The organism is Luteimonas aestuarii, from assembly GCF_004357985.1.
GTDB lineage: Bacteria > Pseudomonadota > Gammaproteobacteria > Xanthomonadales > Xanthomonadaceae > Luteimonas > Luteimonas aestuarii.
Genome location: NZ_SMTF01000001.1, coordinates 1 through 13,391 on the forward strand (window position 1 = coordinate 1; position 13,391 = coordinate 13,391).

Here is a 13,391-nt window from a genome sequence, read left to right on the forward strand (position 1 = left end):
CGTCTTCGCCGGTTTGACCAGCGGCTTCGCCGCTGTTCCCTCCGGCCTGCGGCCTCCGGGTCAAGACCGGTGCCTTGAACCGCTCGGCCATCTCTCCGAATTGCATTGTCACGACCACAGGGCGCTTGCGCGTCCGAAACTTCAGTCACCCCCGCGAAGAGGCCCATGGACTCGGGCGATCCGCGAATATCCGCGGGTGTCCGCCTTCACAGGCATGACGAAGTCCATCTTCCCCCTACGGAACCACCCCGATCGATCGACCCAGGGCGCAACCAGGGCCAAACATCCACCGCTCGGTTAGCGCATTGTCGCATGTGCCGGTGCCTTGAACGACGCGGCAACGGGTGCATGCGACACGTCCCTCTCCTCGCCCTTGCCGCAATCCCGGCAATTGAGGCTGGACTCTTCGATCAGCGTCGGCAGCGTCTCGGCGAGATGGTCTATGAACACGCGCACTGCCGGTAGCAGGCCGCGGCGCGAGGCGAACACGACGTGCGCGATGCCCTGCGGCAGGCGCCAGTCGGGCAGCACGACTTCGAGCTCGCCGCTGCGCACGGCTTCGGCGCAGAGCGTCTCGGGCAGCATGGTGATGCCCAGTCCCTGCCTGGCCAAGTCCATCAGCATCGGGAAATCGAAACCGGACACGCGCGGCTTGAGTTCGACGCGGCGCACTTCGCCTTCGCGTCCCTGCAGCTCCCAGCGCTGGCGCACGTCGTCCTCGCCCATGGTCATGGTGGTGTGCTCGGCCAGATCCTCCGGCGTCTGGGGACGGCCGGCGCGATCCAGGTACTTCGGGCTGGCCACCAGCAGCTCCTGGATCTGGCCGAAGCTGCGCATCACCAGGCTGCCATCGTCGTCGAGCTTCGTGCGCACGCGCAGGGCCATGTCGAAGCCTTCGTTGATCACGTCGACGCGGCGGTTGCTCACATGCAGTTGCACGCGCACCTGCGGGTACTTCGCCAGGAAATCCGGCAGCAGCTTGGGCATCAGCTGTTGCGCCAGCCCCACCGGCACACTGGCCTTCACAAGCCCGCGCGGCTCGGCACTGAGGCGGTCCACGACCTCGCGTGCGGCGGTGGCCTCGGCCAGCATGGATTGCGCATGGCGATGCACGCTCTGGCCAACATCGGTCACCGCGAAGCGACGCGTCGAGCGCTGCAGCAGGCGTACGCCCAGGTCGCTTTCCAGCTGGCTGATACGCCGGCTCAGGCGCGACTTGGGGATGCCCAGCGCACGCTCGGCAGCGGCAAAGCCGCCGTGGTCGACGACCATGGCGAAGTAATAGAGATCGTTGAGGTCCTGCATTCGATTAACCTCATAAACGGAACAATACGTGGCATTCGACCATGTTTATTCCATCAAAGCAACGGCCTAGAGTGTCTTCCAATCCCGGCAGCGGCCGGAAAACGGAGCCAAGGCCATGAAATTGCTGCATCTGGATGCCAGCGTACTGGGTGACCATTCGGTCACCCGTCAACTCACTGGGGCCATCGTCGCACGTTGGCAAGCCCACGTCCCCGGGCTGGAGGTCACGCACCGCGACCTCGATGCCGCTCCCATCCCGCATCTTGCCGGCAGCGTGCTGGGCGGCACCGACGACATGGAGCGCGCTCGTGGTGAAGCCACCCTCCAGCAGTTCCTCGAGGCCGACGTGGTGGTCGTGGGCGCGCCGATGTACAACTTCGGCATTCCGTCGACATTGAAGGCCTGGATCGATCGCATCGCGGTCAATGGCCGCACGTTCCGTTATACCGCGAACGGGCCGGAAGGCCTCGCCAGGGGCAAACGCGTGGTCGTCGCGACGGCCGCCGGCGGCGTGCACGGCGGGCAGCCGACGGATTTCGTCGAACCCTACCTGCGCCAGCTGTTCGGGTTCCTCGGCATCAGCGACATCGAATTCGTCCGCGCCGATGGCATCGGCCTGTCGCCGGAGCACCGCGCCAAGGCGATTGATACGGCGCTGGCCGCGCTGCCGGAACCGCTTCGCAAGGCCGCGTAGCATGGCGGCGTGGAGCGCGTCGGGGTGCCAGGAGCACCCCAATGCCCCGCCTCAGGCGATGCGCTCAGCGCCCCCCACGTAGGGCCGTAGCGCCTCGGGCACCGTGATCGAGCCATCGGCGTTCTGGTAGTTCTCCATCACCGCGATCAAGGCGCGGCCCACGGCCACGCCCGATCCGTTGAGCGTATGCACCGGTTCGGGCTTGCCCGTCTCCGGGTTGCGCCAGCGCGCCTGCATGCGCCGGGCCTGGAAGTCACCGCAGTTGGAGATGGACGAGATCTCGCGATACGCCTGCTGCGACGGCAGCCAGACTTCCAGGTCGTAGGTCTTGCGCGCGGAGAACCCCATGTCGCCGCCGCACAGGAGCACCTTGCGGTACGGCAGGTCCAGCGCTTCCAGCACGGCCTCGGCGTGGGCGGTCATGCGCTCGTGCTCGGCATCGCTGTCGCCAGGCGCGCAGACCGACACCAGCTCCACCTTCTCGAACTGGTGCTGGCGGATCATGCCCCGCGTATCGCGCCCGGCGCTGCCGGCTTCGGAGCGGAAGCACAGCGAATGCGCGGTCATGCGCAACGGCAGGCGCTCGGCGTCGACGATCTCGTCGCGGACGAGGTTGGTGAGCGAAATCTCGGAAGTGGAGATGAGATAGCGGCGGTGTTCGCCCAACTGCGTGGCGAACATGTCTTCCTCGAACTTCGGCAACTGCCCGGTGCCGTACAGGCTTTCTTCATTGACGATCACCGGCACGATGGTTTCCTCGTAGCCGTGCCGGTTGACGTGCAGGTCCAGCATGCACTGCGCCAGCGCCCGGTGCAGGCGCGCCAGTTGCCCGCGCAGCACGGTGAAGCGCGCGCCCGACAGCTTGGCGGCGGCCTCGGCATCCAGCCAGCCGTGGCGCGCACCGAGTTCCACGTGGTCCTTCACCTCGAAATCGAACGTCCGCGGCGTGCCCCAGCGCTTCTGCTCGACGTTGTCGTTCTCGTCCGCGCCCTGCGGCACCGTGGCGTCCGGCAGGTTGGGGATGCCAAGTGCGATGGCATCCAGTTCGCCACGGATCGCATCCAGCCGCGCCTCGCTGGCCTTCAACTCGTCGCCGAACCCGGCCACTTCGGCCAGCAACGGTGCCACGTCCTCGCCTTTCGCCTTGGCCTGGCCGATGGCCTTGCTGCGCGTGTTGCGCAGGTTCTGCAGTTCCTGCGTGCGCACCTGGATCTGCTTGCGCTCGGCCTCCAGCGCTTCCAGCCGCGCCACCGGCAGTTCAAACCCGCGCAGGTCGCGCAGGCGGGTGGCGGTGTCGGCGAGGTGTTGGCGCAGCAGGGCGTTGTCGAGCATGGGAAGGCGCGGCCAAGTGAACGAAAGCGTGATTATCGCCCGAGAAACCACCGCCCTGCCCGATCGGCACCACACCGCTGTGACAGAATCGCCCGGTATTCCCGACGGACCGCACCATGCCCGCATCGCCCGCCGCCACGCCCCCGTCCCCGCGCCAGCGCTGGTGGCCGCGCAGTCGCGGCTGGTGGCTGGTTGCCGGCGCGTTTGCAGCGGGCCTGCTGCTGTTCCTCGTACTGTGGTTGGGGAAGCGCGACGAATTCGCGTTCTATCGGACCGAAGGCACGCCGCGCACGGCGGACGGCCAGGTCTTCGAGCCCCTGCCAGTGCCGCTGCCGGCCGGCGAACTGCCGGCCAGCGGCATGGACGACCGCGATCCGCCGCCCTCGGGCGGCGCCCGCATCGACCAGCAAGCGCCTGCGCCTGTGCCTGCCGCACCCGCGCCGACCGCCCCTTCCACACCGACGGCCACCCCCCCATCCGCAGGTGTAGCCGCCATCCCGCGCCTGGTCCATGCACCACCACCGGAATACCCGCGTGATGCGCTGCGCTCGGGCGCGACCGGCGAAGTGGTGATCCGCATCGACGTGGGCCCCGATGGCCGACCGGCTTCGCTGGAAGTGGTGCGCAGCAGCCGCAATCGCTCGCTCGATCGCGCCGCGCTGCAGGCCGTGCGCCAGTGGCGGTTCGAGCCGGCGATGCGCGATGGCACGCCGGTGGCCGCCAGCGTGCAACAGACGGTGACGTTCAACTAGCCGGATCGCCAGCGCGCCCCGCGCAGTACACGACCAATGGCTTCCGCGACCCTCACGCAGCGTAAACGCTGCGACGACGCGTCGTGCACGTGCCGCGTGGATAGTGCGAGTCGCCATTCATCAACGAGGGCAACACCATGTCCGATCCGAACCCGATGAACCGTCCCACTCCCGACCCGACCCGCGGCAACGTGCCGCCCCCGGTGGAGCCGCCTCCGGGCGAACCACGCAAGGGCGCCAACCCGATCGTCTGGATCGTGGTGCTGGTCGCGCTGCTGGCGCTGGCCTGGTACTTCATGTCCCGGCGCGACACGGTGGAAGCACCGCCGGAGCCGACCGCGCCGATCGGCCAGGCCGACGGAACACCGGACGCCGAGCCAGCACCCGAACGCACCACGCCACGCCCGGCGACACCGGCGGCCACGCCGCCCCGGCCGGACCGCGACGCGGCGGTGCTGGCCAGCGTCGAGCCGGAGTATCCGGTCGCGGCCGCGCGCGCGCGTGACACCGGCACCGTATTGGTCCGTGCGCAGGTGGATGCCGAAGGTATGCCCACCGACGTTGAAGTCGCCCGCTCCAGCCGCTCGCGTGAGCTGGACCGCGCTGCCGTCGATGCCGTGAAGCAGTGGACCTTCGAGCCCGCGATCCGCGATGGCAAGGCCGTGGCCTCGACCGTGCAGGTGCCGGTGGAGTTCACCCTCAGCCAGCAGTAGGTGCCCCACTCCCCTTGCCCGCATCGCGGGCAGGGGGAGCTGGTGGATGGCAGTTGTCGTTGAAGCCGAGCCAGCGAAACGACCTGCCTCAGCGCAAACCGAAGCCCAAGTTCCGCGCCAGCGCATCGAAGCCCGGGAACGACGTTGCCACGTTGGCGACGTCGGCGATGTGGACCTCGCCCACGGCAACCTGTGCCGCAACCGCGAACGCCATCGCAATGCGGTGGTCGCCATGGCTGGCGACACTGCCGCCGGTGATGGCCGATGTACCGTGGATCGTGGCGCCATCCGGCGTTTCGTCCACCTGCACGCCCAGCGTCCGCAGGCCCGCTGCCATGGCGGCGATACGATCGGATTCCTTGACCCGCAGTTCCGCCGCGCCACTGACGACGGTGCGCCCTTCCGCGCACGCCGCGGCGACGAACAGCACCGGGAACTCGTCGATCATGTCCGGCACGTGTGCCACAGGCACTTCGATGCCGCGAAGCGGCGCATGCCGCACCACCAGGTCCGCCACCGGCTCGCCGCCCTGCTCGCCCGGATGCTCTTCGCGGATGTCGGCGCCCATCGCCCGCAGTACGTGCAGCAGGCCGGTGCGCCGCGGGTTCATGCCGACACGCCGTAGCCGCAGCTCCGAGCCCGGTACCAGCGCCGCCGCAACGAGGAAGAACGCCGCCGACGAGAAGTCGGCAGGCACGTCGATATCGGTCGCCGCCAGCCGCTGCCCGCCGCGCAGCCGCACATGGCCCGGGGAAAATTCGATCCCGACGCCGAACGCCGACAGCATCCGTTCGGTGTAGTCGCGGGTCGGATGCGGCTCCCGCACGATGGTCTCGCCATCCGCGGAAAGCCCCGCCAGCAGGATCGCCGACTTCACCTGCGCGCTGGCCACCTGCAGCGTGAAGTCACGGCCACGCAGCGGCCGGCCGCCATGGATGCGTAGCGGCGGCAGGCCGCCTTCGGCCGTCTCGATACGCGCGCCCATCTCCGAGAGCGGTCCGGTCACGCGCCGCATCGGTCGCTTCGACAACGAGGCGTCGCCCACCAGCACCGAATCGAAGCGCTGCCCGGCCAGCAGGCCCGCCAGCAGGCGCATGCCGGTGCCGGCGTTGCCGCAATCGAGCGGCGCATTCGATCCACGCAGGCCATCGATGCCCACGCCATGCACCGTGCGTGCACCGGCGGCCGGCGTGTCGATGCGCACGCCCAACTGGCGGAAGATCGCCTCGGTCGCGCGCGCGTCCTCGCCTTCGAGGAATCCATCGATGCGCGACACGCCATCGGCCAGCGACGCCAGCATGATCGCGCGGTGCGACACCGACTTGTCGCCGGGCACCATGATCTCGCCACGCAGTGGCCCACCGCGTGATGCGCTCCAGTCCAAGCCGCTTCCGCTCATGCGCGTGCTCCATCCAGCGCCTGCAGCAGGCGCGCGTTCTCGTCGTCATCGCCCACGGTGATGCGCAGGCAGTCGCCCAGTCCGTAGCCGCCCATCGGGCGCAGCACCACGCCTGCGGCGCGCAGCCTTGCCTCGATCGCATCGGTGGCCTCGCCGAACTCGACCAGCAGGAAGTTGGTCTGCGACGGAAACACGAACACACCGCGGTGGCGCAGTGCGTCGGCCAGCGCCTCTCGGCGCTCGCGGTTGAAGCGGATGCCATCGTGCAGGTGCGCTTCGTCGCCCAGCGCGGCTTCGGCGCAGGCCAGCGCCGCCATGTTGAGGTTGAAGCTCTCGCGCAGCCGCTCCATCACCGCCACCAGGCCTGGATGCGCGACGGCGAACCCTGCGCGCAGCCCTGCCAGCGCATACGCCTTGCTGAAGGTGCGGGTGACGATCAAATTGGGATGCGCGGCCACCAGCGGCAGCGCCGAGGCGTACTCCGGCGCATCGACGAACTCGGCATAGGCTTCGTCCACGACCACGAGCACTTCGCGCGGCACCCGGGCCAGGAACGCGGCGAATGCCTCCGCGCCGAACCAGGTGCCGGTGGGATTGTTGGGATTCGCAACGTACACCAGCCGCGTATCGGGGCCGATCGCCGCCGCGATGGCATCGAGGTCGTGCCCGCGCGGCATGGGATGGTCGCGCGGCAGGCACGGCGCCTGCACCAGCGGCGCGCCGGCCGCCATTGCCGCGATGGCGTAGACCGCGAAGCCGAACTGCGACATCACGATGCCGGCATCGGGCCCGGCGAACGCCTGCCCGAACTGCATCAGCAGCTCATGCGAACCATTGCCCAAGAGCAACTGCGGCTCGGCGACGCCATGCTTCGCTGCCAGCGCACGCTTGAGGTCGCCGCCACGCGGGTCGGGATAGCGATGCAACTCGCCGGCCACCGCCAGCAGCGCCTCGCGCACGCGTGGGCTGGGGCCGTGCGGATTCTCGTTCGATCCCAGCTCGACCAGGACGTCGGGGGCGAAGCCGCGCCGCAGCGCGACCAGGTCATGGCCCGGATCGTAGGCCTTCAATCCGCGGATCGCCGGCTGCGCCAGGCCGGCGAAGAACGCCTCGTCCACCGCCGGCATCACGGCACCGCGACGGGATACGAACCCAGCACCCGAACGTCGCCGGCGAAGTCGTCGATCTCGGACAGCGCATCCTTCAGCGGCGACTCGTCGACATGGCCGGCCACGTCGATGAAGAACGCGTACTGCCACAGCTTGCCGTGCGCGGGGCGTGATTCGATCCGGTTCATGCTGATGTTCCGGCGCGCCAGCGGCTCGAGGATCTTGTACAGCGCGCCCGGCTGGTCGCGGATGAACACCATCAGCGAGGTGCGGTCGTGTCCCGACGGCGGGAACAGCGCGCGCCCGATCACCAGGAAACGCGTGGTGTTGTCGCTGCGGTCCTCGATCGGGCCGGCGACGATCTTCATGCCGTACACGTGCGCGGCGTTCTCGCCGGCGATCGCCGCGGCATCGTCCGACAGCCTGGCACGACGCGCGCCTTCGGCGTTGCTGGACACGGCCTCCTTGTGCACGCCGGGCAGGTTCTCGCGCAACCAGTGCTTGCACTGCGCCAGCGACAGCCCGTGCGAATACACGCGCTCGATGTCCCCGAGATGGCCGGTGCGCGACAGCAGGTACTGGTGCACGCGCAGTTCGACTTCGCCGCATATCGTCAATGGCGAGGTCAGGAACAGGTCCAGCGTCGACTGGATGGTGCCCTGCCCGGAGTTCTCCACCGGCACCACGCCGAAATCGGCATGGCCGGCGGCCACCTCGTCGAAGACTTCCTCCACGCTGGCCAGCGGGAGGCCCTTGGCGGAATGGCCGAAGTGCTTGTGCACGGCCTGCTGCGAGAACGTACCTTCCGGCCCGAGGTAGCCGATCTTCAGCGGCTCCTGCTGGGCCAGGCATGCCGACATGATTTCGCGGAACAGGCGTACCAGCACTTCGTCCTGCAGCGGGCCCTCGTTGCGGTCCACCACCCGGCGCAGCACCTGCGCCTCGCGCTCGGGGCGGTAGTAATCGATCGCGGCCGCCAGCTTGCCCTTGGCCTTGCCGACCTGGTGCGCCCAAAGCGCACGCTCGGCGATCAGCGCCTGGATCTCGCGGTCGATGCCGTCGATCTGCGCCCGCACGTCGGCCAGGTCGGGCTTGGGTTGTTTGGCCGCCACCGTGCGCTTGCGCGCCGATGCAGCGGAGCTGGCGGCTTGCGACGCGGGCGGACGCGGCTTCTTGCCTGCACACGCGACCGTCGGCTTCGCCCCGGCCTGCTTCGTCGCAGGTGCCTTCGTAGTACGCCTAGCCATGGCTGTCCCTGAACTCCTTCATGAAATCCACCAATGCCTGCACACCCGCGACCGGCATCGCGTTGTAGATCGATGCGCGCATGCCGCCGAGCACCCGATGCCCCTTGAGGCCAATCAGTCCGGCTTCGCGCGCGCCGGACAGGAAGGCGTCGTTGCGGCTCTCGTCGTGCAGGAAGAACGGCACGTTCATGCGCGAGCGCACGCGCGGATCGACGTCGTTGCGATAGAAGCCGCCGGACGCGTCGATGGCGTCGTACAGCAGCCGCGATTTTTCGTTGCTGCGGCGGTCGAACTCGGAAGTCCCGCCTTCGTCCAGCATCCAGCGCACGGTCAGGCCCAGCAGGTACCAGTTCCACGTGGGCGGTGTGTTGAGCATCGAGTCGTTCTGCAGCTGCGCCGTGTAATCGAACATGTGCGCACGCGGCTGGCCGGCGCGCTCCAGCAGGTCGCGGCGTACGATCACCACGGTGATGCCGACCGGGCCGAGGTTCTTCTGCGCGCCGGCGTAGACCACGCCGTAGCGCGACAGGTCGATCGGCTCGGACGCGATGCTGGAACTGAAGTCCGCCACCAGCGGCACGTCGCGCGTGTCCGGCGCCGGGTTGCCCCAGGCCGGCCGGTATTCCACGCCGTGGATGGTTTCGTTGGCGGTGATGTGCACGTACGCGGCATCGCGCGTCAGCTGCCAGTCATCGCGCGCGGGAATGCTGCGGAAACCATCCGCCTCGCTGCTGGCGGCAACGTTCAGGCGCAGCGCCGGCGTGAGCTGCTTGAGCGCGGTCTTGCCCCAATGGCCGGTGACCACGTAATCGACGACCTGCCCTGCCTCGGCGAAGTTCAGCGGGATGAGCGCCTGCTGCGTGGTGGCACCACCGGGCACGAACAGCACCGCATAGTCGTCAGGCACCGCCAGCAAGGTGCGCACGTCGGCCTCGGTCTGCGCCGCGACCTGCATGAACTCCGGGCCGCGATGGCTGATCTCGACGATCGACGCGCCGGCGTCGCCCCACTCCAGCATGTCGGCCTGCGCCTGCCGCAGCACGACCTCGGGCAGGGCGGCGGGACCGGGGCTGAAATTGTAGGCGCGGGCCATGCGGGTGCATCCATCGGGCGTCGAGCGCCGTAGTATGCCGCAGCGCAACAGCATTGCACCGGCATCGCGAAACTTTCACCGCCGTTGTCGCTCTATTGGTTTCAGACGCAACGGGAGCCGACATGAACCTGCGTGACGCACTGAAGATCCGCGCATCGGAAGTCACCGATGAAACGGTCTACCGCGATCGCCGCCGCCTGCTGGCAGTCTTCGCCAGCCTGCCCGCGCTGTCGCTCGCCGGCTGCGCCGATGCCGAGCCGCCACCCGCCTCGCGTACGCCGGTCACGCCTGCGCAGGCACGCGCGGGCTTCAGCACCGATGAAGCGCTGACGCGCTATGAGGACGTCACCACCTACAACAACTTCTACGAATTCGGCACCGGCAAGCAGGACCCGTCGCGCGCCGCGAAGACGCTGCGCACCTCGCCATGGACCGTCGAAGTGGCAGGCGAATGCGCCAGGCCCGGCCGCATCGCGCTGGAAGACCTGCTGCGTGGAGCGACCGAGGAAGAACGCACCTACCGGCTGCGTTGCGTGGAAGGCTGGTCGATGGTGATCCCCTGGCTGGGCGTGCCGCTGGCCGATGTGCTGAAACGCTTCGAGCCAACCGCCAACGCAAAGTTCGTCGCCTTCACCACCCTGGCCGACCGCGACCAGATGCCGGGCCTGCGCGTGCGCTCGATCAACTGGCCCTACCGCGAAGGCCTGCGCATCGACGAAGCCATGCATCCGCTCGTGTTCCTGGCGACCGGCCTGTACGGCAAGCCGCTACCGCAGCAGAACGGCGCGCCGCTGCGGCTGGTGGTGCCGTGGAAATACGGGTTCAAGAGCATCAAGTCGATCGTGCGGATCGAGTTCACCGAGCGCATGCCGCCAACGGCCTGGAACGACCTGCAGCCGCGCGAGTACGGGTTCTTCAGCAACGTCAATCCGGACGTGGACCATCCGCGCTGGAGCCAGAAGACCGAGCGCCGCATCGCCGGCGACGGCGCCGGCCGCCTGTTCCCGCAGCGCATCCAGACCCGCATGTTCAACGGCTATGCCGACCAGGTGGCGTCGCTGTATTCGGGCATGGACCTGAAGCGCTGGTACTGATCCGACCATGACCGGCCATCGACCCACATGCCACGCACAGCACCGGCGGTGATCGCCGCCAAGGCGGCCGTCCACGCCCTCGCGCTCGCGCCGCTGGCGTGGCTGGCATGGCAGTTCTGGCGCGTCTACAGCGGCGCCGACATCGATGCCCTCGGCGCCGACCCGGTGGCGGAGATGGAACATTTCCTCGGCATCTGGGCATTGCGCATCCTGCTGCTGACGCTTGCGGTGACGCCGCTGCGGCAACTCACCGGCCAGCCGGTGCTGTTGCGCTTCCGGCGCATGCTCGGACTGTATGCCTTCGCCTATGCCTCGCTGCACTTCGCGGTGTACCTGGTGCTGGACCTGGGCGGCTACTGGGCGCAGGTGTTCGAGGAGATCGTCAAGCGCCCCTACATCACGGTCGGATTCGCTGCATGGCTGCTGCTGGTGCCACTGGCGATCACCTCGACGCAAGGCTGGATCCGGCGCCTGGGGCGGCGCTGGGCGAAGCTGCACCGGCTGGTGTACGCGATCGCCGTGCTGGCAGTACTGCACTTCTGGTGGGTGGTGAAGTCCGACTACCGCGAGCCACTGCTGTACGCAGCGTTTCTGGCGCTGCTGCTGGGATGGCGCGCGTGGCGCTGGTTCGCGAGGAGGCGCGCGGCGTCACGGCCTTCCTGAGGCACGCCGGCGCGCCGGTCAGGCAGGCCCGAACAGTAACAATGCCGACAGCAGCAAGGCGAGCAGCAGTGCCGCCAGCAGTACCCACGGCAGTCGCCACGCCGGGCTGGCATCGGCCTCGACAGGTCCGTGGTCAACGTGGACCAGGGCACCGTCGCCCGGGGGTTCCGGCATTGCCGGCAGGCCCCGCTGCGGCGCTTCCACCACGAACCGATGCAGCCCATCGAAGACGATTTGGTCGCCTGCATTCAACAGTGCATCGCGCACCGGTTCACCGTTGACCTGGCTGCCTTCCGGAGAGCCGAGGTCGCGCAGCAGCACCTGGTCGCCCACGCGCTCGAGCCTGGCATGGCGTTCGCTGAAGGCGACATCGTCGATGCGGATGTCGGCGCTGGCGACGCGCCCCACCAGGCGCGGGCGTTCCAGCGTGAAGCTGCGCCCATGGTGACGGCCGCCGACGCCGCGCAGCACCACGCGCGGATCAGCTGCCTCGTCGCTGCCCGACAGCCCCGGCGGCGGTACTTCGGGCGGCTGCGCGCCGACCAGCCGCATCTCGATGCCATCGACGTAGATCGCGTCGCCCACGCGCAGCATCGCCATGCGCCGGACCTGGCGGCCATTGACGTGCACGCCTTGGCCATCGCCATCGCCATCGATGCTCAGCCACACGCCGCGGCGATCCACGCACAGGCGCACGGGCGCCGAGGCGCCTTCCACCAGTTCGAGGCCGTCGTTGCTGCGCACCACGCCGTGTTCGCCGATCCCCAGGGGGTGGTCGGCCACGGTCTGGTCGGAGAATCGTAATTTGACGCCCTGCATGCGGCGGCAATCTACCATGTCGGCCTAGGTCCCCGATCCCCGCCACCGCACACTGGCGGCCAACCCGCAATGGAGCCCCCGATGTCTGGTATCGATATCCGCCACCCACACGCCCTGCCGATGGCCAAGGCGCGCAAGTCCGTGGAACAGGTCGCCGCCAAGCTTGCCGACCGCTTCGGCGTGACCTATGCCTGGAGCGGTGACACGCTGGGCTTCAATGGCGCCGGCGTGGACGGCAAGATCGACGTCAGCCCGGACCAGCTGCATGTCACCGCCAAGCTGGGGTTCCTGCTGACGGCACTGAAAGGCCCGATCGAGGCCGAGATCCGCCGCGTATTGGACGAGAAGTTCTAGGCCCCCGGCCGCCCTGCCCACCGCATCGCCGGTCATCTCCGCATGGAGCCCGGTCGGCCTCAGCAATCGTGCCGGAACGGATCGGGGTCGCCTGCAAACAACCGTTTCGACACCGCCGCTTCGTCGCGCTCGATCTCGGCGATGAAGCCCTCCACTTCCCCCAACGACTCGAACGCCGCGAACCCGCGCTCGAGGAACGCCTGCAATTGCGTCAGCCCGGCCAGCTTTGCCGGGCCGCGCGAGAACGCCAGCAGCGCCGCCACGCCACGCATCCGCAGCGCCGCGCCGAAGCCGCGCCCCACCCGCCCGATCAGTGCCACCTGTCGCCTGCGCCGGGCCACGCCGCCAACCTGCCGGTAGGCCTCGGCATACAGCTCGGCGTCGAGCTTGCGCCGGCGCGGTGCCAGCGCGTCGAGCGCCTCGGCCATGTCCAGGTCCAGCGACTGGGTCAGCGCGCCCAGCTCGATGGCATCGGCCACGGTGCCCAGCAACGCCGTCGGCAGCAGCCGCCGCATCATCGGCAGTACACGGGCGATGTCGGCATCGCGTCGGGTGAAATCGTGGTCGCCGTAGACATCGGTGAGGAAGAACTCCGCGGCCGGTCGGCGTTCCGGGTCGTGCAGGAAATGATCGAAGCTGCGGCGCAGCCGTTCGGCCTGCCAGCGCCGCACTTCCGGCAGCCAGCGCAACGTATTGCGCGGCTCCCGCGCGGGATCGTGAAGCGCCTGGTGCAGGGCCAACTGCTTGGCGAGCCGGTCGTTGGCATCCTTCGACATGTCGCGCATGGTGGTGCGGGCGCCGGATTGGAGCAACCCCT

Annotated in this window: 14 protein-coding genes; 6 read left to right on the forward strand and 8 right to left on the reverse strand. The window is 68.7% G+C overall.

Going from position 1 to position 13,391, the window contains the following annotated elements; all coding sequences use genetic code 11:
• Window positions 1-297: 297 nt before the first annotated feature.
• Window positions 298-1,305, reverse strand: a complete 1,008-nt coding sequence (locus tag E2F46_RS00005) for a LysR family transcriptional regulator (RefSeq protein ID WP_133320148.1) — start codon at window positions 1,303-1,305, stop codon at window positions 298-300.
• A gap of 115 nt (window positions 1,306-1,420) precedes the next feature.
• Here E2F46_RS00005 and E2F46_RS00010 point away from each other — a divergent pair, with 115 nt between their 5' ends.
• Window positions 1,421-1,999, forward strand: a complete 579-nt coding sequence (locus E2F46_RS00010) for an FMN-dependent NADH-azoreductase (RefSeq protein ID WP_133320149.1) — start codon at window positions 1,421-1,423, stop codon at window positions 1,997-1,999.
• Between the two features lie 51 nt (window positions 2,000-2,050).
• On the opposite strand, the gene serS is transcribed toward E2F46_RS00010, so the two are convergent.
• Window positions 2,051-3,331, reverse strand: a complete 1,281-nt coding sequence (gene serS / locus E2F46_RS00015) for a serine--tRNA ligase (RefSeq protein ID WP_133320150.1) — start codon at window positions 3,329-3,331, stop codon at window positions 2,051-2,053.
• A gap of 116 nt (window positions 3,332-3,447) precedes the next feature.
• Here serS and E2F46_RS00020 point away from each other — a divergent pair, with 116 nt between their 5' ends.
• Together E2F46_RS00020 and E2F46_RS00025 are read left to right on the forward strand one after the other, a co-directional pair.
• Window positions 3,448-4,083: an energy transducer TonB gene (locus E2F46_RS00020; protein ID WP_133320151.1), complete on the forward strand. Its 636-nt coding sequence runs from the start codon at window positions 3,448-3,450 to the stop codon at window positions 4,081-4,083.
• Window positions 4,084-4,220: 137 nt separating this feature from the next.
• The gene (locus E2F46_RS00025; RefSeq protein ID WP_133320152.1) at window positions 4,221-4,796 is read left to right on the forward strand and encodes an energy transducer TonB; all 576 of its coding nucleotides are present in this window, start codon (window positions 4,221-4,223) and stop codon (window positions 4,794-4,796) included.
• Window positions 4,797-4,884: 88 nt separating this feature from the next.
• Here E2F46_RS00025 and aroA read toward each other — a convergent pair whose 3' ends face one another.
• The 4 genes from aroA to serC are packed head-to-tail and all read right to left on the reverse strand — an operon-like array spanning window position 4,885 to window position 9,644.
• Window positions 4,885-6,195 (reverse strand): 3-phosphoshikimate 1-carboxyvinyltransferase, encoded by a 1,311-nt coding sequence (gene aroA / locus E2F46_RS00030; protein ID WP_133320153.1) that lies wholly within the window; start codon window positions 6,193-6,195, stop codon window positions 4,885-4,887.
• Entirely contained in the window at window positions 6,192-7,322 is a 1,131-nt protein-coding gene (gene hisC / locus E2F46_RS00035) for a histidinol-phosphate transaminase (protein WP_133320154.1), read from the reverse strand. The genes aroA and hisC overlap by 4 nt, the downstream gene beginning before the upstream one ends.
• Entirely contained in the window at window positions 7,322-8,551 is a 1,230-nt protein-coding gene (gene pheA, locus E2F46_RS00040) for a prephenate dehydratase (RefSeq protein ID WP_133320155.1), read from the reverse strand. Before pheA ends, hisC begins: the two co-directional genes overlap by 1 nt.
• Window positions 8,544-9,644 carry a 3-phosphoserine/phosphohydroxythreonine transaminase gene (gene serC, locus E2F46_RS00045; RefSeq protein ID WP_133320156.1) on the reverse strand — a complete coding sequence of 367 codons (1,101 nt, stop codon included), beginning with the start codon at window positions 9,642-9,644 and terminating at the stop codon, window positions 8,544-8,546. Before serC ends, pheA begins: the two co-directional genes overlap by 8 nt.
• Window positions 9,645-9,766: 122 nt before the next feature.
• On the opposite strand from serC, the gene msrP reads away from it, so the two are divergent.
• Entirely contained in the window at window positions 9,767-10,738 is a 972-nt protein-coding gene (gene msrP / locus E2F46_RS00050) for a protein-methionine-sulfoxide reductase catalytic subunit MsrP (protein ID WP_133320157.1), read from the forward strand.
• Window positions 10,739-10,765: 27 nt separating this feature from the next.
• The gene (gene msrQ / locus E2F46_RS00055; protein ID WP_133320158.1) at window positions 10,766-11,401 is read left to right on the forward strand and encodes a protein-methionine-sulfoxide reductase heme-binding subunit MsrQ; all 636 of its coding nucleotides are present in this window, start codon (window positions 10,766-10,768) and stop codon (window positions 11,399-11,401) included.
• Window positions 11,402-11,419: 18 nt separating this feature from the next.
• On the opposite strand, the gene E2F46_RS00060 is transcribed toward msrQ, so the two are convergent.
• On the reverse strand, window positions 11,420-12,220 hold the full coding sequence (locus E2F46_RS00060; RefSeq protein WP_133320563.1) for an FHA domain-containing protein: 801 nt from the start codon (window positions 12,218-12,220) through the stop codon (window positions 11,420-11,422).
• Window positions 12,221-12,301: 81 nt separating this feature from the next.
• Here E2F46_RS00060 and E2F46_RS00065 point away from each other — a divergent pair, with 81 nt between their 5' ends.
• Window positions 12,302-12,574, forward strand: a complete 273-nt coding sequence (locus E2F46_RS00065; protein WP_133320159.1) for a polyhydroxyalkanoic acid system family protein — start codon at window positions 12,302-12,304, stop codon at window positions 12,572-12,574.
• A gap of 59 nt (window positions 12,575-12,633) precedes the next feature.
• Here the strand turns inward: E2F46_RS00065 and E2F46_RS00070 are convergent, their stop codons facing one another.
• Complete coding sequence (locus E2F46_RS00070; RefSeq protein WP_133320160.1) at window positions 12,634-13,350, reverse strand: DUF8198 family protein; 717 nt, start codon at window positions 13,348-13,350, stop codon at window positions 12,634-12,636.
• Window positions 13,351-13,391: the final 41 nt, after the last annotated feature.